The organism is Pseudomonas parafulva, assembly GCF_002021815.1.
Lineage (GTDB): Bacteria > Pseudomonadota > Gammaproteobacteria > Pseudomonadales > Pseudomonadaceae > Aquipseudomonas > Aquipseudomonas parafulva_B.
Window position 1 is genome coordinate 2,071,354 of record NZ_CP019952.1, and the last position, 24,648, is coordinate 2,096,001.

The window sequence follows — 24,648 nt, forward strand, 5'->3', positions numbered from 1 at the left end:
TTTGCTTTCAGCCGTGGGCAGGTGACTTGCCCGCCGAGCTGCCGGCGTATTCGGGCTTTAGATGACCTTGTTCGTCCAGCAGGTAGGCATCCATGACCTCACGCACTACCGGGCCTGCCACCCGCCCACCGGCTTCGCCGTTTTCGATCATCACCGCCACGACCACGCTGGGGTGCTCGGCCGGGGCGAACCCGACGAACAAGGCGTTGTCACGGTGTCGTTCCAGAGTCTTGTTGCGGTTGTAGCGTTCCCCTTGCTTGATGGCCACCACCTGGGCCGTGCCGCTCTTGCCGGCAATGCGGTATTGCGCGCCAGCGGCGGCAGCGCGCGCGATGCCGCGCGGGTCGTGCATGACCATTTGCATACCCTGGCTCACCTGATCCCAGGCGCGTTTGTCGTGCAGCACGATATCGGGCATGGGGTTAGGGTCGATGGGCGCATCGCCACCGACGGTCATCGCCAGGTGCGGGCGATGCCATACGCCTTTGCTGGCCAGCAGGCTGGTGGCTTGCGCCAGTTGCAATGGCGTGACCTGCATGTAGCCCTGACCAATACCCAGAATCAACGTTTCACCGGGGAACCAGGGCTGTCGGCGGGTCGCGCGCTTCCATTCGGCCGAAGGCATCAGCCCGGCCGCTTCTTCGAACATGTCCAGCGACACCTTCTGGCCAAGACCGAATTCGGCCATGTAGTCGTGCAGGCGCTCGATACCCAGTTTGTGCGCCAGGTCGTAGAAGTAGGTGTCGTTGGAACGCATGATCGCGGTGTACATGTCCACCCAGCCATCACCGCTGCGGTTCCAGTTACGGTATTTGTGATCGTAGTTGGGCAACTCGTAGTAACCCGGGTCGAACACGCGGTTGGCCGGCGTGATCACGCCGCTGTCCAGCCCGGCAATGGCCACTTCGGGTTTGACCGTCGACCCTGGGGCATACAGCCCGCGCAGCACGCGGTTGAACAGGGGGCGGTCGATGGAGTCGCGCAGTTGTGCGTACTGCTTGAAGCTGATGCCCTTGACGAACAGGTTGGGATCGAACCCCGGGTTGCTGACCATCGCCAGCACATCGCCGTTGGCCGGGTCCAGCACCACCACCGAGCCTCGGCGCTCGCCCAGGGCCTTTTCCGCCGCCAGTTGCAGGTGGGCATCGAGGGTCAGCACGATGTCCTGGCCTGGCGTGGGGGCCTTGTGATTGAGCACACGCATCACCCGGCCCTGGGCGTTGGTCTCGACTTCCTCATAGCCTACGTGGCCGTGCAACTGACTTTCATAAAAACGTTCGATGCCCGTCTTGCCGATCGACTGAGTCCCCCGGTACTCGGTGCTGTCCAGGGTCTTGGCCTCTTTTTCGTTAATCCGGCCTACGTAACCGACCGAATGGGCGAAGTGCTCGCCCAACGGGTATTCGCGAATGAATTGCGGCTCCACCTCAAGGCCCGGCAGCCGGAACTGGTTGACGGCAATCAAGGCAATCTGCTGTTCGTTCAAGCCCACCATCAAGGTGACCGGTTCGAAGGGTTTGCGCCCGCGTCGCAGATCCTTGTCGAACTGCTTGCGGTCCTCGTCATCCAGCCCCAGCACCTGGGTCAGGGTGTCGAGCACCTTGGCGCTGTCGCCGCCGGTCCGTTCACGGGTCATGGTCAGGTCGAAGCTGGGCTTGTTGTCGGCCAGCACAGTGCCATTGCGGTCGTAGATCAAGCCTCGCTCGGGTGCGATCGGCAGCACATGGACGCGATTGTTTTCCGACACGGCGCTTTGCTGGTCATGCTGGATGATTTGCAGCACATACAACCGACCAATCAGGATGGCGACCAGGCTGAAGACCAGCGCAGCGCAGGCCAGGAGCCGGCGGTTGACCAGGTGCTTTTCCTTTTCATGGTCCTTGAGGGGGATCGGTTGGGGCATGGGCTCTGTCTGTAGAAGGCTGGGCGGGCAGGCGTTGGTAACGGGCTGGTGCCGGGTGGGGCAGTGATGCTACGCAAGCTGCATGCCCGCCTCAAGGCGCCGCGCAGCGCGGTGAGGTGGGCCGCGCCCAGGCCGCCCGAGCCTGCGGGGCTCAAGCCTGCATGAAGATTTGTTCATCAGTCTGGCCGAGCACCGTCGTGCATGAGCGGGTTGGGCTTCAACGCGCTTGTCAGGCCCAGGCGGGTATACTCCATGGCTTTTTCATGACGGAAGGTGCTCATGCGTCAGGTCCTGCTCATCGTGGACGTGCAGTCCACATTCAGCCCGCCGGAATGGTTGGTCGACGGCCTGCGACTGCTTTCGGCCAACATACCTACCATCGCCTCGGTCGAGTTGCACGATGAGCGAGTGACACCTTTCGAGCGGCAATTGGGCTGGCACCCGGCTGCCCAGGATGAAAGCCTGATCGAAGCCGATCGGGTGTTCATCAAGCATGGTTACGGACCGGGTAAAGAGATGATCGAGTACCTGCGCGGTCTCGGGGTGGAGCGTGTGCTGGTGAGCGGTTTGCAGACCGACACCTGTGTGCTGGCAGCCGGTTTCGCGCTGTTCGACGCCGGGTTGATGCCGACTCTGGTGACCGACATGACCGTCGGCTCCTCGCTGGATCGTTCGGCGAAGATGGGCATCGCCTTGTGGGAGCATCATTTCCGCCAGGTCACCACGTCCGCGGAAGTGCTGGCTGAGCTGGCCCAGCCGGGCAATCCTTGAGGGATCGGCCCGGCTGAGTGCCAGCGTTTCAGGCGACGTCCACCAGCACGATCTCGCTGTCTTCCAGGGCGGTGACCTGCAGCAACGTTTCTTCGGCGATGGCCACGCCGTCCCGGGCATTGGCCTGCAGCCCATTGACCTCGATGCGGCCCTTGGCCGGGACGAGGTAACCGCGCCGCTTGGGGTCGAACCGGTACTCGGCGGTTTCTCCGGCGCGCAGCGTTGCGGCGACCAGGCGGGCATCGGTACGAATCGGCAGGCTGCCTTCATCGCCATCTCTGCCACTGGCCAGGGTCACGAAGCCTTCGCCGCGTTCACCCTTGGGAAACGGGCGTGTACCCCAGGACGGTGCATCACCAGTGCGCTCGGGCACGATCCAGATCTGGAAAATGCGCGCCTCGCTGTCCTCTTGATTGTACTCACTGTGCGCGATGCCTGTGCCGGCGCTCATCACCTGCACGTCGCCAGCCTCGGTCCGGCCCTTGTTGCCCAGGTTGTCTTCATGGGTAATGGCCCCTTCGCGGACGTAGGTGATGATTTCCATGTCCCGGTGAGGGTGGGGTGGGAACCCGCTGCCAGCGGCGATGATGTCGTCGTTCCAGACCCGCAGGTTGCCCCAGTGCATGCGGGCTGGGTCGTAGTACTCGGCGAACGAGAAGTGATGGTGCGCATCGAGCCAGCCGTGGTTGGCGGCGCCCAGGGTGTTGAATGGTCGTAGTTGAAGCATGATTGGACTCCTTCAAAAGGTGTAATAGGGCCATCATGCGCTTATGAAACATCTAAAATAAGCGTAAATATCGGCTCTATTTTATCGCTTTAATCGATATATCTCTGAGCTATCGTCCAAAATGCCGTTGCCGTTGCCGTTGCCGTTGCCGTTGCCGTTGCCGTTGCCGTTGCCGTTGCCGTTGCCGTTGCCGTTGCCGTTGCCGTTGCCGTTGCCGTTGCCCTTGCTTTCGCTTTTGCTTCTAAGCGCGCGGTAGTTCAGGCGCCGCAGATCGCGACTTCAGGAGGCCGAGCGCAGGGCTTGCGGAGGGAGGTGACAGGCATGGATGCCTGTCAAGCGCTGGGCCCCAGGATGGGGCCTGCAGCGCGGTCCTCCCGGGAGCAAGCCCGGAGCGAGGGAACCCCGGAGCGTAGCGTAGGGGCCGGATGATAGGAGCAGGCGGTTTTTGCTTACTTTTTGACAAGACGGTATGTGTCAAGGTAGTTGTCGTGTCTTGCCTAACCGACTTGCTGCTGGGCGTCTCGCTCACGATTCAGATACACATGGTCAGGCAGCTTCCAGCTGCGGATTCCTCGAGCCCAGCGCTCTGGACTCCCACGCTGAGCCACCGTGTAGACCTGTTCACGCTGCTTCAGCGCAGCAGCATCCTGCCTCCCATGTCGCTGCGCAGGAGTGACGTATTTAAGCGCGCTATGGCGGTGTTCATTGTTGTACCAGGCAGCAAACTCCATGACCCATACCCGAGCCTCGTCCAGTGATTCAAACGGCAGGCCTGGCCATCGCGAGCAGTACTTGGCCGTACGGAACAAGGCTTCGGCATAGGCGTTATCGTTGCTGACCCGCGGGCGGCTAAACGATGGCAGCACACCCAGATCACGCAGAGCGGCCAGCATTGTCGCGCCTTTCATGGCGCTGCCATTGTCTGAATGAAGCACCAATGTTTCCGGGCGGATTGCTTCACGCAGACAGGCACGTTCCAGCAAGACGCTGGCATGTTCAGCGCTCTCTGCCTCATGCACCTCATTCATGACCAGCTTGCGGCTGTAGATATCTTTGACCATGTACCAGTAGAAGTAACGGCCTTTGACTGTGCTGGGCAGCCAGGTGATATCCCAGCACCAAACCTGGTTCGGGCCGTCTGCCCTGTGCGTGGTGAGCGGCCTGGCTTGGGGCTTTCTGCCGCGTCCACGCCGATGTGCCTGGCCTGCTGACTTGAGCACTCGATAAAAGGTGGATTCTGAGGCCAAGTAAAGGCCTTCATCTGCCAACTTCGGCACGATTTCATGTGGAGTGAGGCCTGCACAGTCAGGACGATTGGCTGCTGCCAGAACCGCCAGCCGCTCCTGCTCGCTCAGTTTGTTGGCCGGCGTTGGGCGACTCGTTTCAGGCCGCCGGTCTTTAGGTTGGTTGCGCCACCGCTGCAAGGTGCGCTCGGTGATGCCCAGCTCTGTGCAGGCTGCACGCTGACGAGCGCCTGACTCGATAGCCGCTTCGATCAACTCAAGGGCAGTGGTGCGATCTGCGGCGCTGGTCATTCGTCCTCGCCCTTGCCCCAGATCGCATTGGCCTTTTTTCGCAGCACCAACAACGCTGCCGTTTCTGCCAAAGCCTTTTCTTTGCGCCGCAGCTCACGCTCCAATTGCTCGATACGCTTGACCGAAGCAATATCTTTGGCGGGTTCCTGCTGGGTAGGCGTATTGGCTTGCTCACACGCTGCACGCCACAACACCAAGTCCGCCGGCACAATGCCTGCGGTACGGCAGTATGCCGAAATCTCTGCCTCGCTCATTGCGGCTGTCTGGAGCACTGCCCTGAACTTGTCAGCGCTGCTCCAGCGCCCGTTGCGCTTACCTGTTCCTGCCATCTGTGCTCCCTGGGTCTTGGCTTCGTTACGCCAAGTCCTGAGTGTGACAGCAGTGATGCCCGTTTGCTTGGCCAGCTCTACGACCGTACGGCTGATCGGGGCCGACATTTGCTCCAGCGCCCAGGCTTTTTCCTCAGCGGTGTAACGTCGTTGCTTCATGAGACAGTCCTCGCCCTCCATCTATTGCACGGGGCGACAACTATCCTGACATGGAGGGAAGACAAAAAGTGAGCCGCCGTAAGGGCGGAAAGGTGACTGTGCGCCACCTGCGCCAATGAATATCAACTTGCTGTGTGCGCCCACGCTCTGAAGTTTGAAGTCTGAAGTCTGAAGTTTGAAGTTTGAAGTTTGAAGTTTGAAGTTTGAAGTTTCAGGCTTCAAGTTTGATTGCGTTGGTGTGGGTATTGAAAGAGAGCATAGTCCATTTGCGATGGCGACGCTTAGTCACCTTTTCGCCCTTGCGTGAACTGACCCCCGAATGTTGGACACCTATCTCACCGGAGGGTGTTCCATGACGAAATACAACCTGGCGCTCAAACAGGCACTCATCGAAGAGTGCCTTTCTGCTCCTAGCATTCATGAAGTGGCGCTAAAGCATGACCTCAGTCCATCGATGCTACGTCGGTGGGTAAAGGGCTATGAAAAACACGGCGCAGCCGGTTTAAGTGCCAAGTACAGCCGCTACGATGCCCAGTTCAAATTGAAGGTTTTGCAGTGCATTGAGCAAGAAGGATTGTCTGCCCAGCAAGCCTGCATCCAGTTTGATATTCGTGGTCCAAGTAGCATCAGGCAGTGGAAAAGGTTGTATGATCAAGGCGGAGTTGAAGCACTTCATCCGCATCATACCCGAGAGTTGAGCATGCCCCGTAAGCCATCGAAAAAAACCAGCGCAAGTCCTCCTACCGCTTCGGATAGCGACCTGACACCCGAGCAAATGCTCGAAGAGCTGGAATATCTGCGTGCGGAGAATGCTTACCTAAAAAAGCTCGATGCCTTGATCCAAGCGGACCCTCGCACTGCGCAGGCGAGAAAACGAAGGCTGTCCAGGGATTGAGGCACGGGCATCGACTCGCTCTGCTGTTACGTGCCGCCGGGCTTGCACGTAGTACCTTTTATTACCAAAGCAAGGTGTTGTTGACTGACAAGCATGCGGCTTTGAAAGAGAGTATCAACAACGTCTATCACGAGCATAAGGGACGGTATGGCTATCGCCGGATCACTGAGACCCTCAAGCACAACGGTCGGATGATTAATCACAAGAAGGTGCAGCGACTGATGCAGCTTATGGGTCTCCAGTCGCTGGTCAGGGCGAAGAAATATCGCTCGTACCGAGGCTCAGAGGGACTGGTTGCGCCTGATCTGCTCAGGCGAGAATTCAAGGCAGGAGCCCCTAATCAGAAATGGGCAACCGACGTGACAGAGTTCAAAGTGAAGGGGCAGAAGCTGTTTCTTTCGCCGTTGATGGACCTGTATAACGGCGAAATCCTCGCTTATCAGATTAACCGGCGCCCGGAGTTCAAGATGGTCTCGGCAATGCTTGAGCAAGCCTTTGAGCGGCTGAATCCAGGTGATAAACCGATATTGCACTCCGATCAAGGATGGCAGTACAGGCAGCCCACTTACCGGCATATGCTGGCCGAGAAGAACATTGAGCAGAGTATGTCGCGTAAGGGCAACTGCCTAGACAACGCCGCAATGGAAAGCTTTTTCGGCACACTCAAGAGCGAATATTTTTACCTGGAGTCGTTTGAAAATGTCGAGCAGTTGGCTTCAGGACTTGATGATTACATCGCTTACTACAACCAAAAACGCATCAGCCTCAGACTTGATGGCCTGAGTCCGATACAATTTCGGACCCACGCGCTGGCCCCATAGCGCTCACTGTCCAACTTTTGGGGGTCAGTTCAGCGGCGAGTCACTTTTTGTCAAACGCGACAAAAAGTAACCAAAAAACGCTGCGCTCCATTCATACGGCCCCTACGCTGCGCTTCGGGGTTCCCTCACTCCGGTCTTGCTCCCGGGAGGACCGCGCTGCAGGCCCCATCCTGGGGCCCAGCGCTTGACAGGCATCCATGCCTGTCACCTCCCTCCGCAAGCCCTGCGCTCGGCCTCCTGAAGTCGCGAAGATCAAAAGCAAGATCAAAAGCCAAAGCAAGATCAAGATCAAGATCAAGATCAAGATCAAGATCAAGATCAAGAATAATGGCAGCTACCGGGAGTTAAGAGTTGCAACTTTGAAGGTATTAACTGACTTTAATGAGTGGATCGAAGCTTGCGCACTGCCCCAGGCTACAATTACACCCGTGTGGGAGCGGCCTCGTGCCGCGATGGGCCGCGTAGCGGCCCCATGGTCACCTACCCTGCACCCCCCACCCCCACCCAACCACCGACCCAGACGTTTTCCCACGCATTCGCTGGCGCTTTTGCGCCATTGCGGCGAACATTGCCGGCTGATTTTGCTGCCAACGGAGTGACTGTGGCCAACGAGCAACCCAAGGCCCTCGCCGAACTGACCCCACCCACACGCCTCCCCTGGCTCAAACGGCTCATCGCCCAGTGCCTCGGGCGTGGTCTGACCCGCATTCAGGCGCAACACCCTCACTCCTGGTGGCTAGGCCATGCCGATGGCCAGCACCAAGGCCGGGGCGAAGGCGAACGCGCCGGGTTCGAACGTGGCCATGCGCAAGGGTACGAGGCAGGCCAGCAAGTGCTGGTCATCCGTGACCACCGCCCCGACACCCCAGCCATTCCCGGCCAGGACGATCACCTGTTCGAAGACTGGCGCCTGGCCCTGACCGCCGAGCTGAAGAAACGCTTCAAGGCCGACGTTGCCCAGCGCCTGCCCAGCCACGCGCAACCCAGCGCCGCGCAATGGAAACTGATCTTCAGCGACACACCGTCCACCTGCGTGGTGGCCGGGGCAGGGGCGGGCAAATCGACCTCCCTGGTGCTGCGAATCTTGCTGCTGCGTCACTACCTGGGCTACGAATTCGATGCGATGACGGTCGTCACCTTCACCCGTGAGTCGCGCAAGGACTTCATCAAGCGCTTGGTGCAGGTGTTCGCGCTGTGGGACGTTCATCTGCAACCGGCACAGGCGCGCGAACTGGTCCGCACCTTCCACTCCCGCATCCTGCCGCTGGTGCGCAGCTTGCCTGGGTTCGAGCAGGTGCGCGCGTTCGAGACCCTGGGCAACGAGATGCCCGCCGGGCGTGAGGCCGAGGCGGACAGCAACCCGTTCGACCTGCGCCTGAACGATGCCCAGCGCCAACAGCTCAATCATTGCTACAGCGCCCTGCTGGCGCACAGCCCCCGCTTTGCCGAGCTGATCGGCCACTTGCGCAACGAAGCCTTGCAACTCAAGCCACTGGACCCGGACAACCCCGAGGTGCAGAAACGCGCCCAGGTGACGCAACTGGCCGCGCAACGCGATGAAGAGCTGTGCGATGTGATCGAGGACCTTTGGTTCGCAGCGGGGGCCTGGCCAATCCAGGGCATTGAGCCGATGCGTGACACCGTTGAGATCCGTGGGTGCCGTTTTCATGTCCACGGCCGCTTGGGTGCCACCGGGCCATGGGTGGTGTTGGGCTTCGACCCTTCCGAGAGCGCCCAGTACCAACGACCCGGTGCCAAGCTCGCCGTACGCGCAGAGTGGGCAGTCAAACGAACCCTGTTGCAGGCATTCTGCGATCAGCCGTTGATCTGGCTGGACAACTACGCCATGGCCCGGCGCCTGGCCGCTTCGCTGGCAGGTGACGCCGTAGCCGGGCCTGGGTTCGAATACAAGGTCAAGGGCGAGCTGTCGGCCGCGCCGCTGCTCGACGCATTCGTTAGCGCCGCGAGCTTTATCGAAAACCTCGGCCTGGAAGTGAACACGGCTATTGCCGACATGCGCTTTGTGCCAGGCGACAGCGACGCGCTGTTCTTCGAAGCGTTGGCCCTTTACTGGAAAGCGTTCGAAGCGCATTTGCTTGACCAATTCCCTCCGGTCATGAGCTACAACCGCATGTTCGCGCTGTTCGGGGAAAACAACCCGGAAAACCTGCAACTGTTGCCCGACCCGCTGTTGCGGCCGCTGGCCCACCTGATGATCGATGAATTCCAAGACGTCTCGCCGCAAATCGTCAGCTGGCTGCGGGCGTCCTTGCGTGAAATCCGCAGGCGCGGCCCCGGCCTGAATGTCGGTCGCCATGCTCAGCACTCATCGCTGTTGTGCGTGGGCGATGACTGGCAGTCGATCTATGGCTGGCGAGGCAGCTCGCCCAAGTACTTCACCGAATTCACCAAGGCGTTCCCAACGCCCGCCAGCACACGGGTAATGATGGTGGAGAATTATCGCTGCCAGCAGCAGGTGATCGATGCCGCCGAGCACCTGGTCAAGGGCACGTCCACCATCGCCGGCAAGAAGGCCCGGGCCGCTGGCCCTGCCGCTGAACTTGCAGGCTCTCCGGTCAAGGTCTTCGAGCGTGACGAGGCCGCCTTGGGCCAGACCCTCATCGAGCATTACCAGCGCGGCGAGTCGGTGCTGATGCTCTACCGCAAGGGCAATGACCGGGCGGCGATGAGCGAACACCTGGAACCTGTGCTTCAAGCCGAGGCAGCGGTGCCCCCCGAGCAGCGGCGTCTTCGCCAACTCACCTACCACAGCGCCAAGGGCTTGCAGGCCGATGCGGTGTTCATGCTGGGCGACTGCCAGTACCTGACCAGCTCGCCCTACAAGAACCAGGTCTATCGCCAGGCGGGCCTGGGCAAGGCGGGCGACCCGCAGCCGTTCGATACCGCCCAGAAAGAGGAGGTGCAGCGCTTGGCCTATGTGGCCGTGACCCGAGCGGTGCAGCATTGCTACTGGCACGTGGAGCCGGCCAATGGCGATGCCGCCGTGGCCGCTCGCGCTTCCAGCCGTGTGGATGGCCGTCAGGACTGTTTCGAAGACTGTCGGGGTCGGTGACGGTTAAGTCACCGTCGGTAAGGGGCCAGTGGTGGCCACTGGCTTGCGCCAAGGTGACCTGTCGGCGCCCTGCGCGCTCCGGCGCAAGGGTTGCCGCAGACGACAGGCGTCGTGGAACGCGGTGGCGTGTTCGGTCTGGTGTAGCTGCATCAGGCTGCCGATCAGGAAGCATACCCATGCGATCAACCACCACACCCAAGGATCACCCGCTGGACATCAATGGCATCGAAGTGGCTGTGCGCTGCTGGGGGCCGGAGGATGGCATTCCCGTACTGGCCTTGCATGGCTGGTTGGACAACGCCGCCTCGTTCGAGCGCCTGGCGCCCCTGCTCGATGGCTGTTTCGTGGTAGCCCCCGACCTGGTCGGCCATGGGCGTTCCGACCATCGGCGCCATGACAGCGGCTACTACCTATGGGAACACGCCGAGGACATGCTGTCGGTCACCGAAAGCCTTGGCATGCGGCAATTCCATGTACTGGCCCACGGCATGGGCAGCGGTGTGGCTTCGCTGCTGGCGGCCATGACCAGCGCGATTGCGAGCATGACCTTCCTCGACGGCATGGGGGCACCGTTCACCGTGGCCGAGCATGACCGCGTGCAGCACCTGGCACGGGCCTATCGCCTCAAGCGCATGGTCCAGCGTACGCAGATGCAGGGCTTCAACGAGCCGGATGTGCAACGCTTCGACGATTTGGACAGCGCGCTGGCTCAGCGTCGTGAACGGCTCGACACCGACTTGTCGCAAGAGGCTGCGAGGTTACTGGCGCTGCGCGACCTGCTCCAGCTCAACGACGGTTATTGCTGGCGCCACGACCCGCGGTTGGTGCTGCCTGAGCCCATGCCGCTCACCGAGCCTGAGGCATGCGATCTGCTGAGCCAGATTCGCTGCCCGCTGTACCTGATGTTTGGCCGGCAGGGCGCTTTCACTGGCGAAGCCTTCGGCCGCCGTGAAGCGGCATTGCCGCCACAGGCGAAAGTGTCCTGGCACCCAGGCGGCCATCATTTCCACCTCGATGCGCCGGACCGTGCCTTGGTTGATCAACTGCTGCGTATCCTCGCGCGCCATGAAGGCGGTGTGTTGCAGCGCTTGGTCAACGAATAGCGCCCACACACGGTTGCGCCGTTCGTTCAAGCGCGGTGTCGGCCGGTACGGGGACACTGGGGGCTCCTGTCATTCTGGAGTTGCCCATGCGCTACCTCTACGCCCCTGTGTTTTTCTTTGGGTTCATAGGCGCTGCCCTGGCAGTGGCGGTGAACACCTATCTGTTTTGGTTGCTGCCCTTGCTGGTGGGCATAGTGCTGGTGGCTGTCGGTGCGCCCCAGTCGCCCCGTCACCAGGCAATGATCCTCGGCCAGCCAGATCTCGCCCTGCCAACTTGGCTGCGCTGCACCGTTCATGGCCACAGTGAAGGCGTGTCAGTCAAAGTAGCCTCGCAGGCTGAAATTGTACCCAGTATCCACGGTGGTGTTCGCCACACGCCCAGCACGCTTGTTCAAGACGAACTCGAAGGTCGGTTCGTACAGGCCATCACACAGGCAGGCGCCGGCCAGGACTTCGACGTCATACCAGCCGTTGTCCAGTTCGATCACAGGGCGGCCCGGCTCACGGTAGCGCGCCAGCAAGTCGCCCAGGGTCTTGGGGGTTAAGTACTGGAGGATACGCCAGGTGTACAGCATCACAGCGCCATGCTCGATCTTCAGCGAATAACCACCGCGCTGGTGCTTGAGACGGCTGCTCGCCTCGCGCAATTTGGGCGTTTGCCCATCGAGCGTGAACACCACGTGGTAGGGAAGGTTGTCGACGCCGGCCACAGGCAGCACGACGCCGTCGCGTACGGCCTTGTCGCCGCTGTCATGGTGGGTGAATTCGTAGGCCAGGTCGTCAGGCAGGCCATGCTCCTGCTTGAAGCGCTCGAGCAATTGGATGTCACCTAGCAGGAAGTAGTCGACCAGGTCGTTGAGCACTTCGTCGAACTCATGACGCATCGTGTGTCCTTGGGCAACGATCGATAGGGCTGCGCCAGTCGGGATGTTGGACGGGCGCAGGCGGTGGACAGGCGCCAGTCAGTGTAACTGCGTAATCTGGATGAGGTTGCCGCAGGTGTCGTCGAAGATTGCAGTCATGACGTTATCGACCTCGGCGGGAGTCTGATGGAACTGGACACCGGCAGCGGATAGCCGGATGTATTCGCCTTGTATGTCTCGCACGGCAAAGGTTGCGGTGGGTATGCCGTCTTCTTTGAGCGCGGCCTTGTACGCTTTCGACGCAGGGTGCACCTCTGGCTCCAGTTGCAGTTGCACGCCGTTGGGGTCGTTGGGTGAGGTCAGGGTCAGCCAGCGGTGCTGGCCCATGGCGAGGTCTTGTTTAGGTTCGAAGCCCAGTACGTAGTGATAGAAGGCAAGCGCTTTGGCTTGGTCGTCGACAAGAATACGGGTGAGCATGATCTTCATGGGCGCACACCTATGCTGGGGTCGTTACTTATCAGTAAAGACGGCCCTTGACGTTTGGCAATGCAGCCCAGTATCAAATCGCGTCTTTGATCACGCCATCGGTGCATCAGGGCCGCAAACTGGTCAATGGCCGGCGCAGCACAAGCGTTCAGCCTTTGGAAGTGTTCGTAGTGGTGTGCAGGTCAGCGGCGAATACCTCGGTGACCTTCGTCCGATAGGCTTCGAAGGCTGCAATGGCACCGGCGATCACGTCAGCTTCTTGTTGTTCATCGAGCGCCAGGCCGTCGATTGCGCTCACGAACGCCTTCCAGTGCTGGGCGCGTCCTTGCGGGTGGGCTGCCAGGTGCCGCGCACCCAGGCTTTCGTCCAGGCCAAGGCACTGGGTGTGCTTGAACAAGAAGGCGGCGCCCAGGTTCGAACCCTCGCTGCAATACAGCCAGCCCAGTGCCTGGGCCGGGTCTACCTTCACCCTCGCCGGCAAGGCAGGTGGTAGTTGGCCCAGGTCGCGAATGTCCTGCTCGACCGCAGCGAGCCGCGACAGCGACGAGAGGCCCGGCAGCCACGCATTGAGGTGGGGGTCCTCGTAAAGTCCATGGAGGCTGCCGTGAAAGTGATGCTGTACCAGCAGGAAGCGCCCATAGCGCGCTCTGTCCTCAAAGGGGTGCGCGGCCATGACCAACTGATCGACACTGTCATGTTCGCGGTGGGTGGCCGCTTTGAGGCGTTTGCAACGGCTTGTCTCCAGGGGTGACACGGGTACTGCGATCATTCGGTGAGTCCGTCGCGGGCAGAAAGGCATCCATGATGCGTGGCGGTGAGCATCGCAGCAAGCATCAGGCGCGGTTATCATGGCCGCCGTATCGTTCAGACCCAAGGAAAAGCCGGTCATGTCTTCGCTTCAGTTCCGTACGCCGTCCCTTGAGGACGCCAGCCGCTGCCACGCCATCGAGATCGGTGCCTACGAGGGAGACGAAGCTGCCACGCTGGAAAAGATCCAGACGCGCATCAGTCAGTACCCACAGGGGTTTCTGTTGCTCGAAAGTGATGGAGAGATCGTTGGCTTCATCAACAGCGGCTGCGCCCATCAGGTGGTGATGTCGGACGAAGCGTTCAAGGAACTGGTGGGGCATGACCCCGATGCCCCCAACGTAGTGATCATGTCGGTGGTGGTCGACCCGGCGTATCAGGGCCAAGGTCATGCCAAGCGATTGATGGAAGCGTTCATCCTGCGAATGAAAGCCTGCGCGAAGCAGACCATCCACCTGATGTGCAAAGAACAGCACGTACCGCTGTACCGCAAGCTGGGTTATCAGTACGTCCAGCCTTCACCTTCCGAGCACGGCGGTATGGCGTGGCATGAGATGGTAATGGTGCTGTGAGCCATTGCCGGGCGGCGTCAGGTAGGGCCGCACTGCGGCCCACCGGCGGCAAGCGCGACGCTACAGGTTGAACCTGCCGGTGAGCTGGGGCTGGCTTGCTGGTGATGGGCTGTCATGCAGCCCCAGAGGCACAAGACAGCCAGCATCACGAGGCGGCGCCTCTATCAGCCTGCGACCAACTGATGGGCCAGGCGGTTGTGACGTTCGAGTACCCGTGGCAGGTCGACAGTGACCAACTGGCCGTCCCTGACCACCACCTTGCCGTTGATGACGCTGGTATGCACCTGGGTCGGGGTGCAGAACACCAGCGCTGCAAGCGGGTCATGATGCCCGCCGGCGTAGGCGACATGGCCCAGGTCGAAGGCGACGAAATCAGCGACCATGCCCGGTGCCAGTGCGCCGATGTCATCGCGGTTGAGCACCTTGGCGCCGCCCAGGGTCGCGATTTCCAGCGCTTCGCGGGCCGTCATCGCATCCGGGCCAAACCCCACGCGTTGCAGCAGCAGGGCCTGGCGGACCTCGCCGATCATGCTGGCACCGTCGTTGGACGCCGAACCGTCCACCCCGAGCCCGATCGGTACGCCATGATCGCGCATGGCGCGCACCGGGGCGATACCTGAAGCCAGGCGCATGTTCGAGCATGGGCAATGGGCGACCCCGGTGCCGGTGCGGGCGAACAGTTCGATGCCATGCTGGTCCAGTTGCACGCAGTGCGCGTGCCACACGTCGGGCCCGACCCACCCCAAATCCTCGGCGTACTCGGCAGGGGTCATGCCGAATTTTTCCCGGCTGTAGGCAATGTCGTTGACGTTTTCGGCCAGGTGCGTGTGCAGCGATACGCCATGCTGGCGAGCCAGAACAGCCGCTTCGCGCATCAGGTCGCGGCTGACCGAGAAGGGCGAGCAGGGCGCCACCACGATCCGGCGCATCGAGCCATGGCTGGCATCATGGTAGTCCTCGATCAGGCGTTGGGACTCCTTGAGGATATCCGCTTCCTTTTCCACTACCGAGTCCGGCGGCAGCCCGCCCTGGCTCTGGCCCACGCTCATGCTGCCGCGGGCGGCGTGAAAACGCATGCCGATTTCGGCAGCCGCATGGATGCTGTCGTCGAGCTGGCATCCGTTGGGGTAGATGTACAGATGGTCGCTCGAGGTGGTGCAACCGGAAAGGATCAGCTCGGCCATGGCCGTCTGGGTCGAGACCGCAATCATCTCGGGGGTGAGCCGTGCCCAGATCGGGTACAGCTGGGTGAGCCAGTTGAACAGCTCGCCGTCCTGGGCGGCTGGCACCACCCGCGTCAGGCTCTGGTACATGTGATGGTGGGTGTTGACCAGCCCGGGGATGACCACCTTGCCGGACATGTCCAGCACCTCGTCCGCCTGTTGGGGCAGGGTATCGCTGGGGCCGACTTGCTTGATCAGGTTGTCTTCGATGTACAGGCCACCGCCGCGGATTTCGCGGCGCTCGCCATCCATGGTGACGAGCAGTTGGGCATGCTTGATCAGGAGCGTTCTTGGTGCGTGTGAAGATGACATGGTCGATGCCTGTTGCAATACGCGCCGGCGATGGCCAGCGTCGTAGGCGACGCGGCAATGTAATCAGGAAATGATCAAGTTGTATACATTGACCGTATTTGTGAATGTGCGTCACCTCATATGTGAAAATCGGCCAGAAATAAGACTTCTGCGATCGAATAAACTGGCAGCCAATGTCTTGAGAGTTCTTCCATGTCTGCCGCATCCACCACCGCTTCACCCGTTGACGAAGCTCCACGGGCAGCCATCAGCATTGCCATCCTCGCGTTCTCCGCTTTCCTGATTGTCACCACCGAGTTTCTCATTGTGGGCCTGTTGCCTGCCCTGAGCCGCGACCTGGGGGTGTCCATCTCCATGGCTGGACAACTGGTCACGCTGTTCGCATTCACAGTCATGCTGGCAGGGCCGTTCCTCACGGCCATGCTGGCGCATCTGGAACGTAAACGGCTGTTCATCACCATCTTGCTGGTTTTTGCCGCGGCCAATGCCCTGGCGGCCGTGGCCGATAACTTCTGGGTACTGGCCATTGCACGTGTCATACCGGCATTGGCGTTGCCGGTGTTCTGGGGTACTGCCAGCGAGACGGCCGGGCACCTCGCCGGGCCCGAGCATGCAGGGCGTGCGGTATCGAAGGTTTACCTGGGCATCTCTGCCGCCATGCTGCTGGGCATCCCGCTGGGCACGTTGGCCGCTGACGCGTTGGGCTGGCGTGGCGCCTTCGGGGCGCTGGCGGTGCTTTCCCTGATGATGGCCGTGGCGATGGGCGTCTGGATGCCCCACGTAGCCCGCACCGCCAGGGTGGATTTCGCCCGTCAGGCGCGGATTTTCACCGAACGCTTCTTCGTAGCGAACGTGCTGCTGTCGATTCTGGTGTTCACCGCCATGTTCACCGGCTACACCTACCTGGCCGACCTGCTCGAGCGTGTGGCGGGTGTGGCCCCGGCTCACACCGGTTGGTGGCTGATGGGCTTCGGCGCCGTTGGCCTGCTGGGCAACTGGATCGGGGGGCGCGCCGTCGACCACTCTGTTCTCAAGGCCACCGCGGGCTTTCTGGTGCTGCTGGCGATCGGCATGGCAGCGCTGGTGCCCTTGGCCCATGCAGGCCTGGTGTTCTGCCTGGCGCTGGCGTTGTGGGGTATCGCCAACACCGCGCTTTACCCGGTCTGCCAAGTGCGCGTAATGGCGTCGGTGACCCACGCCAAGGCGCTGGCCGGTACCGCCAACGTATCGGCTGCCAACGCCGGCATCGGCCTGGGTGCGGTGCTTGGTGGCATGACCATCGACGGGCTGGGGGTTGCTTATCTGGGCTATGTGGCCGCCGCAGTCGCTGTGCTGGCGCTGCTGGCAGTGCCCGTAGTGGGCAGGCTGGCGCCTCAGACGGGTTCGGCGGTACGTGTGCCGTGAGGGGCGAGCCTGGGCAACAGGTAATCGAGCAGTGCACGCACTTTGGGTAGGTGCTCGCGACGCTTGAGCCAGACCAGGTTCATTGGCAACCCGTCGGTTGCCAGCTCCGGTAGCACCTCGACCATCCGTCCATTATCGAGGTGCTGCTGGGTCAACCAGGTGGGTAGCTGACCTATGCCATGGCCGGCCAGCACCGCCGCGACCTCGCCTTCGCCATCGCCCACGGCGATGCGCGGCTGTACCGTGCGACGCTCCATCTCCCCAGGCTGGCGCCCCTTGAAGAACCACGGGCTGACCAGGCCGTCGGTGTGCCCATAGCCCACGCAGTGGTGATGCTCCAGGTCCTCCTCGCTTTGCGGAGTACCGTAAATGTCGAGGTAGTCGGGGGCTGCGCAGAACATCAGGCGCTGGGCGCCAAAGTACTGATGGCCCAGGGCAGCGGGCCAGGTATCGGGGCCGCCGATGCGCACCACGATGTCGATGCCTTCCTGCACCGGGTCGACGAAACGGTCGGAAAACGAGACGTGCGGCTGCAGCAGCGGATGCTGCCGGGTAAACGCCAGGATCAGCGGCAGCACATGCAAGCGCCCATAGGAGGCGGGCAAGTCGATGCGTACCCGTCCGTGAGGTTCATTACCCGTAGTGGCGAGGGTGTGTTCGACTTCTTCCAGATCGGCCAGCACCGAGGTGCAGGTGCGGTAGAAAACCACGCCTGCCTCGCTCAGCGACAACCGGCGGGTGGTGCGCTCGAACAGGCGAACGCCCATGCGCGCCTCGAGGCGCGCGATACTCTTGCTGACCGCCGAGCTGGTAAGGCTCAGTCGCCCGGCCGCTGCCGTGAAGCTGCCGAGGTCGGCGACCGCGACGAAGACGTCGATCCCTTTGAGTCGTTCTGAGGAGTGCATGACCGGCCTTTACATGGGTTCGTGGGGCAGACCCCGGCAGCATAAGGGATCCTGTGATGGCGTTTTAGGGTAATAGCGTCGGGAGACAGGCCTGTGTAGTGCGTCGGCAATGGAACACCAGCCCATCTTGCACACTCATAGGCTTTGCGCCAGCGCCTTGGGTAGATCATGCTGTACCGACCCGGCCCTGATGCACCAAAGGACTGCCCCATGTTCCCTTTTGCCTGGATAGCCTGCGCATGACCCTGACGTTGCTCACCTTTTTCGGCACCCTGGCCGCCATGGAAGGCGTGGCCTGGTTTGCTCACAAGTACATCATGCATGGCTTCGGCTGGGGCTGGCACCGCTCGCACCACGAGCCGCGTACCGGGATCTTCGAGAAGAACGACCTGTACGCCGCGGTGTTCGCCGTGCTGGCGATCGTGCTCATCGCCCTGGGTAATGCCGGTTGGTACCCGTTGCAATGGGTAGGCGCAGGCATGACGGCCTATGGGGTTCTGTATTTCGTCGCCCACGACGGCCTGGTGCACCGGCGCTGGCCTTTCAAAGTGGTGCCGCGCAAGGGTTACTTCAAGCGCCTGTACCAGGCACATCGGCTTCATCATGCCGTACAGGGACGCGAAGGCTGTGTGTCGTTCGGTTTTCTGTATGTCCCCACTATCGAGAGGCTGCGCCAGCAACTTCGGGCACTGCATGGCGGGCCGCTGCGGGCGAAGGGCGCTGCCACAGGCGAGCCGGGCGTTGGGGGTAGCGACGCAGCCGACAGCTCAGCGCCTGCCAAAACCCCGTGACCAAGGCACCGACCTTTTCGCGTTTTGACGTAGACAGCCGCCCGTCCCAGGCGTCGATCCCGGCGCTGTCGACCTTCAGGCCGATGCGCCGGTATACCTGACCAGCCGTGGCCACTGCCCACGCCGAGCGCAGCGGCAAGGCCGGCAGCCCCGCCTGGGCGCTGGCGTAGTAGGGCTCGGCCTGGGCGACCAGGCGCCTGGCCAGGGTGGCGACGGCTGCGCGATGACGCACATCGGCCAGGTCGTCTGCACTGAGGTCGAATTCCGACAGCCAAGCCTGGGGCAAGTAACAGCGCCCGACCTTGGCATCATCGACGATGTCTCGGGCGATGTTGGTCAGCTGCATGGCCAGGCCCAGGTCGCAGGCCCGGTCAAGCACGCGCGCCTCCTGAACGCCCATGACTCTGGCCATCATCAGGCCCACCACACCTGCCACGTGATAGCAGTAGACCATGACCTCATCCAGGGTCTGGTAGCGGCAGGCGGACACGTCCTGGGCGAAGCCTTCGAGCAGGTCGAAGGCTTCGGCGCGGGGGATGCCGTGGCGCCTGGCCACTTCGCGCAGTGCGGCGAAGGCCGGTTGATCCACGGGCAAGTCCGCGCAGGCGGCTTCGGTCTGGCGCTGCAGATCCAACAGGCGCACTTGCGCTTCTTCCTGGCTGATTACCACCGCATCATGCCCGGCTTGCTGCCCATCGATCACGTCATCGCAATGGCGGCACCAGGCATACAACAGTACGGCGCTGCGCCGAGTGTGCGCATCGAAGAGCCGGGCTGCTGCGGCAAAGCTCTTCGAACCCACGGCAATGCTGTGTTCGGCATGGGCAAGCAACTGGTCGTGGGACGGTGCGGTCATGCGCCCAGGTCCTCGAGCATCAGCCCTGCCGTGGCCTTGGCCGAGGCGATCACGCCAGGTACACCGGCCCCCGGGTGCGTGCCTGCGCCCACCAGGTACAGGTTGCTCACTTGGCTGTCACGGTTGTGCGGGCGGAACCAGGCGCTCTGGGTCAGGATCGGTTCCAGGGAAAACGCCGAACCCAGGTGCGCATTGAGTTCCTCACGGAAGTCCAGCGGCGTGAAGGTGCGGCAGGTGACCAGGTCCTCGCGCAGGCCAGGAATGTAGTGACGTTCCAGGTAGTCGAGAATCTTGTCCCGGAACCGTGGCCCTTCCACTTCCCAATCGATGGCCGCGTTGCCCATGTGCGGTACGGGCGCCAGCACGTAGTGGCTCGAGCATCCTTCCGGAGCGAGGCTCGGGTCGGTGGCGCAAGGGGTGTGCAGGTAGAGTGAAAAGTCTTCGGCAAGCTCATGACCGTTGAAGATTTCGTCGATCAGCTCCCGGTAGCGCGGGCCAAAGCAGACCGTGTGATGGCGCAGTTGCGGCTGGGTGCGCTTGAGGCCGAAGTGCACCACGAACAGCGAGTTGCTAAAGCGCTTGCCCTTGAGCCGCTTGCCTTCCTGTTCACCCCGTGGATGCTCGCCCAGCAGGTCGGAGTAGGTGTGCACTACATCGGCATTGGAAGCGACTGCGTCTGCCAGCCAGTGCCGACCGTCCTGGGTGCGCACGCCGGTCACGCGGCTGCCTTGGGTTTCGAACGCGGCCACCTTGGCATTGAGCTCCAGGGTGCCGCCCAGGTCGGTGAACAATTTGGCCATGCCCTGCACCAGGGCACCGGTGCCGCCTTTAGGGAACCACACACCCCAGGTGCGCTCCAGTGCATGGATCAAGGTGTAGATCGAGGACGTGGCGAAGGGGTTGCCCCCGACCAGCAAGGCGTGGAACGAAAACGCCTGGCGCAGTTGGTCATCCTGGATGAACCGCGCCACCATGCTATAGACGCTGCGCCAGGCCTGCAGGCGAGCCAACTGCGGCCCGGCATGCAGCATGTCGCGAAAAGACAGGAACGGCACCGCGCCGAGCTTGATGTAGCCTTCTTGCAGCACGGCTTTGGAATAGGCCAGGAACTGTCGATAACCTTCCACGTCCTTGGGCTCGAAGGCCTCGATCTGGCGTTCCAGGTCGGCCTGGTCATTGCCATAGTCGAAGGCCCGCCCATCCTCCCAGCACAGGCGGTAGAAGGGCGTTACCGGCAGCAACTCCACGTAATCCTGCATAGGCCGGCCGGCGAGGGTGAACAGGGCTTCGATGGCACTTGGGTCGGTGATCACCGTGGGGCCTGCGTCGAAGGTAAAGCCTTGGTCGTTGTAGACGTAGGCGCGGCCACCGGGTTTGTCGCGTGCCTCGAGCAAGGTGGTGGGGATACCCGAGGCCTGCAGGCGAATGGCCAGGGCCAGGCCGCCAAGGCCTGCCCCAATGACCAGGGCGGATCGTTCGTTGCTCATGGATAGTCCTTGAAATGGGCAGGAGAGTGTCGCAAGGCAGCCTTCATGGCCTCGCCTACGGGCACAGGCGGCTTGCCGCACAGGATCCGCAGACGATCACGCAGCGTACTCTGGCCTGCGTAGAAACGGGCGATCAGCCCATCAGGCAATCGATAAAAGCGCTGCATCACCTGCCAGCGACGGTTCGGCCGGCCGGCCAGAAACAGCATTCGGTTGAGCAGGCGGTAGAACCCTTGTTCCCGCCAGCGTCGGTGGAGGTAGGCGCCCAACGCGGGCTTGAGTGACGCCGTATCATCCAGCGCTTGCGTCGCCAACCAGTCGGCTAGGCGCACAGCATCGGGCAGTGAATAGCCCGTGGTGCAGTGAAACAGTCCGGCCCGCAGGCCAACGGCGAGCGGCCCTTGCTGCTCGTTCCACCAGCCAGGAAAGTCGTCGGCCAGGGTGATCGGCAATACGCCCTGTTCTTCACGCAGGCACTCGGCGACGTGCCAGCCGCGCTGCTGCAGGTAGCGTTCGATGTGCTGGCGCAGCTGCTCTGCGGCGGGCGCCTGGCTGTCGACGTAGTGGGTGTCCTCCACCAGCAGGGTGTCGGCCGTGAAGGGCAGTACATAGACGAAGCGATAGCCTTCGCCCTGGGGTACCCGCGCATCCATCAGAATCGGTGTCTCTAAGCCATGGGGGGCCGTCAGGCGCACGATCTGCCCAAGGAATGCTTGCTGGCCGAGCACCCGGTGAGAGCTGTGCTGCATGCCCCGGCCATCGATCACTACCGCGGCGTGCAAGGTTTCGCCGCTGGTGAGTGTGACGTGGCTGGCACCCACTTCAGCGACAGCGCAGCCCGTGCGCAAGCTCGGGCCGAGGGCAGGGGTGATCACCTGGGCGAAACGCTCGCTGGTGATGCTCGCATAACCGCCTTCCATACGCCTGGAAAAAGCCGGGAAGTGCACGTGGTACGCAGGCCAGCGCTGCTCGACCAGCGGGGCCAGCCAGCGTTGTTGCTCGGGAGTGAGGTCGGCGTCATGGAAGGACCAGGTGTGGTTCCCGCCCAGGGCCGGCCCGTGTTCCAGGCACAGCACGCGCAATTGCGGGCGCAAATGCTGGAGTCGCCAGGCGATCAGGCCGTTGGCCAACCCACCACCTACCAGGATCAGGTCATAGGGCACGGTGTGTTCTCCGAAATGCTGGGCTGGCCACTGTGCAGCGCGGCTTCGATGAGGCTGGCAGCGTGCTGTACGCCACCGCAGGCGGCAAGCTCGGCTTCCAGCGCGGCATCACGTGGTGCAGCTTCATCAAGCAGCTGACGCAACGTCTGGCCAATGGCAGCTACGCTGGCTCGTTTGGAGAGTACCCGCCCCAAGCGGTGATGGCGCACCCGCGCAGCCACGCCAGGCTGATCGAATGCAATCGGCATGACCAGCAACGGTGTGCCGGCGCACACGGTATCGAGCACCGTGTTCAAGCCGCCATGGCTGATCACCACATTGGCTCGCCGCACCGCCCAGTGCTGAGGGGCGAAGTCGGTCACGACGGTGGCGCCAATCTGGCGCAGCCTGGCCTGCTGATGGGCATCCAACCCACCGCAGTGCGCCACCAGCAACTGGGCATCCAGGCGTCGGCAAGCCTTGGCAATACGTGCGAACAGATCGAACCGGTGGCCCTGGAGCGTCCCCAGGCTTGCGAATACCAAGGGCTTGCCGGGTTCGAAAGACCAGTTGGGGCTCGCCTGAGAGGGCGTGCTGCGTAACGGGCCGACGGCGTGAAAGTGTTTGGGCAGACCCACTCTGGGGAAATCCAAGTGCAAGGGTGTCTGGCTCAACTGGGCCAGTGGCGAGAGAAATTCATGGGCGCCGCTGCGCGGTTGCAGCCCGTGGCGATGACAGGCCTGCAGCAAGGTGTCGTGCAGCGGGCGCATGAGCCAGTCATGGACCTGAACACTGCCTTCGTAGAGGCGCGCATCCAAGCCCAGCCCGAACGGCATCACGGGCAATGGCAAGCCTGGCTCGCGATTGATTGGCAATGCACAGGCCACTGAAAAGAACGGCAGTTTGCAAGCCTCGGCCACCAAGCCGCCTGCGGGCTCCATCTGATCGCAAATCATCGCATCGACCCGATGTTCACTGAGCGCCTGCGGCAGGTTGCTGATCAGCATTGCCGTGGTGTGCGCCAGCTGTTTGATCAAGCGACGCAGGCGCAGCGGCCCGGCGGGGTCAGCCACGCGGCGCATGGCAAGGTCAAGGCTGCCCGGCGGGCACTCGGCATGGCCGATGGCGACGAAGCCCACTCGCCTGTCGCTCAGCCAGCGTTCGGCTTCAGGCTGGTGAAAGAAACTGACCCGATGGCCGCGTTCGATCAATTCGCCGCCCAAGGCTTGCATCGCTGCAAAATGGCTAGGGTAGGGCGGGGCAATCAGGGCGAAGTGGCTCATTTGATGTCTAACTGGGCGTTGACCAGTCGGGCCCGGCGCAACTGCGCCAGCGTGGCCGAGCCTGTGCAGAAGCAGGCGATACGCAGTTGCCGGATGATCACGTCGAAATGCGAGACCACCGCTTCGGTGGATGCCATTGCAGAGGTCAGCACCCCGGCAGCCTGGCCCACCAGGTCCGCCCCCAGGCGGATGGCCTTGGCCGCGTCCACGCCATCGCGGACCCCACCCGAGGCGATCAGGCCAACCGTCGGCACGGCGCGGCGCACGGCAAGCAGGCTATGGGCGGTCGGGATGCCCCAGCCGCTGAAGGCCATCGCCACCGCACGCTCGGCAGGGTCATTGGCACGCTCGGCCTCCACCGCGGCCCAGCTTGTGCCGCCGGCACCGGCCACATCGATCATGGACACGCCAGCGTCGTACAGTTGCCGCGCAACGCCTGGCGAAATACCAGCGCCTACCTCCTTGACGATGATGGGCGCGTGAAGCTGCCCGGCAACGTGCTCGATGCAGGCGAGCACCCCGTTCCAGTTGCGGTCGCCCTCGGGTTGAACGGCTTCCTGCAGGGGGTTGAGGTGAATGATCAGGGCGCTGGCATCGAGTGTATCGACCGCGCGACGGGCAAGGTCCAGGCCATCGGCCTCGCGTAACTGGGCCGCGCCCAGGTTTGCCAAAAGCGGGACATCGGGTGCAAGCCTTCTCAGCTCTGTGGTCAGTCCCTGGTCCTGGCCGCTGCGCAAGCTGACTCGCTGCGAACCCACACCCATGGCCAGGCCCAAAGCCTGCGCAGCTTCGGCCAGGTGCTGGTTGATGAACCGTGCGCGATCAGCCCCGCCGGTCATCGAACTGATCAACAGCGGTGCGCGCAGTGCCATGCCGAACAACTCGGTACCCAGGTCGACGTCTTCCAGGGCCATTTCAGGCAGTGCACAATGTTCGAAACGCAGCGCTGACCACCCAGCGTCGACCCCGTGCGAGGTACTGCCGGTGGCCAGGACGATATCCAGGTGATCATCCTTGCGTTGACTCAACGGGCTTTTGTTCATGCCGGCTCCACTGCCAGGGAATCATCCTGAGGTACGTGCGGTCTGTGTGCTTAAGACAGACAAGTTGTACAACACTACCCGTTTTGTATAGCTAAGCTCATAAAAAGCACAGCATCAGGCAACGGCGCCTATCAGTCGTTCCTTTTTCATCTACGGTC

General features: G+C 62.2%; 20 protein-coding genes and 1 pseudogene. 8 read left to right on the plus strand and 13 right to left on the minus strand.

Translation table 11 applies throughout. The features are described 5' to 3' along the window. Positions 1–7: 7 nt before the first annotated feature. Positions 8–1,903 carry a penicillin-binding protein 2 gene (mrdA, locus tag B2J77_RS09405; protein ID WP_078478486.1) on the minus strand — a complete coding sequence of 632 codons (1,896 nt, stop codon included), beginning with the start codon at positions 1,901–1,903 and terminating at the stop codon, positions 8–10. Positions 1,904–2,182: 279 nt separating this feature from the next. Here mrdA and B2J77_RS09410 point away from each other — a divergent pair, with 279 nt between their 5' ends. Further along, a complete protein-coding gene (locus B2J77_RS09410; RefSeq protein ID WP_078478487.1) occupies positions 2,183–2,674 on the plus strand; it encodes an isochorismatase family protein in 492 nt (163 codons plus the stop codon). 28 nt (positions 2,675–2,702) lie between these two features. On the opposite strand, the gene B2J77_RS09415 is transcribed toward B2J77_RS09410, so the two are convergent. After that, positions 2,703–3,401 carry a pirin family protein gene (locus tag B2J77_RS09415; RefSeq protein WP_058603303.1) on the minus strand — a complete coding sequence of 233 codons (699 nt, stop codon included), beginning with the start codon at positions 3,399–3,401 and terminating at the stop codon, positions 2,703–2,705. Positions 3,402–3,898: 497 nt separating this feature from the next. Beyond that, a protein-coding gene (locus B2J77_RS09420) for an IS3 family transposase (protein WP_416231908.1) occupies positions 3,899–5,424 on the minus strand; the annotation gives its coding sequence in 2 pieces (ribosomal slippage) (positions 3,899–4,965 and positions 4,965–5,424; 1,527 coding nt in all). A gap of 352 nt (positions 5,425–5,776) precedes the next feature. Here B2J77_RS09420 and B2J77_RS09425 point away from each other — a divergent pair. The 4 genes from B2J77_RS09425 to B2J77_RS09440 all read left to right on the plus strand — a co-directional run bounded on the left by B2J77_RS09425 (position 5,777) and on the right by B2J77_RS09440 (position 11,316). Beyond that, positions 5,777–7,140 (plus strand): IS3 family transposase gene (locus B2J77_RS09425; protein ID WP_153302491.1). Its coding sequence is split into 2 segments (ribosomal slippage): positions 5,777–6,242 and positions 6,242–7,140, totalling 1,365 coding nucleotides; the frame shifts between segments, so codons are not numbered across the junction. 197 nt (positions 7,141–7,337) lie between these two features. After that, entirely contained in the window at positions 7,338–7,739 is a 402-nt protein-coding gene (locus B2J77_RS21645; protein WP_078478488.1) for a hypothetical protein, read from the plus strand. Positions 7,740–7,741: 2 nt separating this feature from the next. After that, positions 7,742–10,213, plus strand: coding sequence for a UvrD-helicase domain-containing protein (locus B2J77_RS09435; RefSeq protein WP_228385177.1), 2,472 nt, complete (start codon positions 7,742–7,744; stop codon positions 10,211–10,213). 176 nt (positions 10,214–10,389) lie between these two features. Continuing rightward, positions 10,390–11,316 carry an alpha/beta fold hydrolase gene (locus tag B2J77_RS09440; protein WP_058605934.1) on the plus strand — a complete coding sequence of 309 codons (927 nt, stop codon included), beginning with the start codon at positions 10,390–10,392 and terminating at the stop codon, positions 11,314–11,316. 314 nt (positions 11,317–11,630) lie between these two features. Here B2J77_RS09440 and B2J77_RS09445 read toward each other — a convergent pair whose 3' ends face one another. From B2J77_RS09445 to B2J77_RS09455, 3 genes are all read right to left on the minus strand, one after another. Continuing rightward, on the minus strand, positions 11,631–12,200 hold the full coding sequence (locus B2J77_RS09445; protein WP_078478490.1) for a hypothetical protein: 570 nt from the start codon (positions 12,198–12,200) through the stop codon (positions 11,631–11,633). Positions 12,201–12,278: 78 nt separating this feature from the next. Then, a complete protein-coding gene (locus B2J77_RS09450) occupies positions 12,279–12,665 on the minus strand; it encodes a VOC family protein (RefSeq protein WP_078478491.1) in 387 nt (128 codons plus the stop codon). 148 nt (positions 12,666–12,813) lie between these two features. Then, on the minus strand, positions 12,814–13,434 hold the full coding sequence (locus B2J77_RS09455) for a biliverdin-producing heme oxygenase (protein WP_078478492.1): 621 nt from the start codon (positions 13,432–13,434) through the stop codon (positions 12,814–12,816). 118 nt (positions 13,435–13,552) lie between these two features. Between B2J77_RS09455 and B2J77_RS09460 the strand changes: the two genes are divergently transcribed. Beyond that, entirely contained in the window at positions 13,553–14,044 is a 492-nt protein-coding gene (locus B2J77_RS09460; protein ID WP_058638016.1) for a GNAT family N-acetyltransferase, read from the plus strand. Positions 14,045–14,208: 164 nt separating this feature from the next. Here the strand turns inward: B2J77_RS09460 and B2J77_RS09465 are convergent, their stop codons facing one another. Beyond that, positions 14,209–15,579: an 8-oxoguanine deaminase gene (locus B2J77_RS09465; RefSeq protein WP_078478493.1), complete on the minus strand. Its 1,371-nt coding sequence runs from the start codon at positions 15,577–15,579 to the stop codon at positions 14,209–14,211. A gap of 192 nt (positions 15,580–15,771) precedes the next feature. Between B2J77_RS09465 and B2J77_RS09470 the strand changes: the two genes are divergently transcribed. Next, positions 15,772–16,983, plus strand: coding sequence for an MFS transporter (locus tag B2J77_RS09470; protein ID WP_078478494.1), 1,212 nt, complete (start codon positions 15,772–15,774; stop codon positions 16,981–16,983). Here the strand turns inward: B2J77_RS09470 and B2J77_RS09475 are convergent. Further along, positions 16,953–17,888, minus strand: coding sequence for a LysR family transcriptional regulator (locus B2J77_RS09475; protein ID WP_078478495.1), 936 nt, complete (start codon positions 17,886–17,888; stop codon positions 16,953–16,955). The two genes, B2J77_RS09470 and B2J77_RS09475, sit on opposite strands and share 31 nt — an antisense overlap. A gap of 239 nt (positions 17,889–18,127) precedes the next feature. Between B2J77_RS09475 and B2J77_RS09480 the strand changes: the two genes are divergently transcribed. Then, on the plus strand, positions 18,128–18,679 hold the full coding sequence (locus B2J77_RS09480; protein ID WP_078478496.1) for a sterol desaturase family protein: 552 nt from the start codon (positions 18,128–18,130) through the stop codon (positions 18,677–18,679). Here the strand turns inward: B2J77_RS09480 and B2J77_RS09485 are convergent. The 5 genes and pseudogenes from B2J77_RS09485 to fni form a co-directional block, all read right to left on the minus strand. Further along, positions 18,603–19,535, minus strand: a pseudogene (locus B2J77_RS09485) (phytoene/squalene synthase family protein); the annotation flags it as partial. The gene B2J77_RS09480 and the pseudogene B2J77_RS09485 overlap by 77 nt on opposite strands. Next, positions 19,532–21,022 carry a phytoene desaturase gene (locus B2J77_RS09490; protein WP_078478497.1) on the minus strand — a complete coding sequence of 497 codons (1,491 nt, stop codon included), beginning with the start codon at positions 21,020–21,022 and terminating at the stop codon, positions 19,532–19,534. The gene B2J77_RS09490 and the pseudogene B2J77_RS09485, both read right to left, overlap by 4 nt. Then, a complete protein-coding gene (gene crtY / locus B2J77_RS09495; protein WP_078478498.1) occupies positions 21,019–22,185 on the minus strand; it encodes a lycopene beta-cyclase CrtY in 1,167 nt (388 codons plus the stop codon). The genes B2J77_RS09490 and crtY overlap by 4 nt, the downstream gene beginning before the upstream one ends. Continuing rightward, complete coding sequence (locus B2J77_RS09500) at positions 22,170–23,447, minus strand: glycosyltransferase (RefSeq protein ID WP_058638015.1); 1,278 nt, start codon at positions 23,445–23,447, stop codon at positions 22,170–22,172. Before B2J77_RS09500 ends, crtY begins: the two co-directional genes overlap by 16 nt. Further along, positions 23,444–24,490, minus strand: coding sequence for a type 2 isopentenyl-diphosphate Delta-isomerase (fni, locus tag B2J77_RS09505; RefSeq protein WP_058638004.1), 1,047 nt, complete (start codon positions 24,488–24,490; stop codon positions 23,444–23,446). The genes B2J77_RS09500 and fni overlap by 4 nt, the downstream gene beginning before the upstream one ends. Positions 24,491–24,648 lie beyond the last annotated feature (158 nt).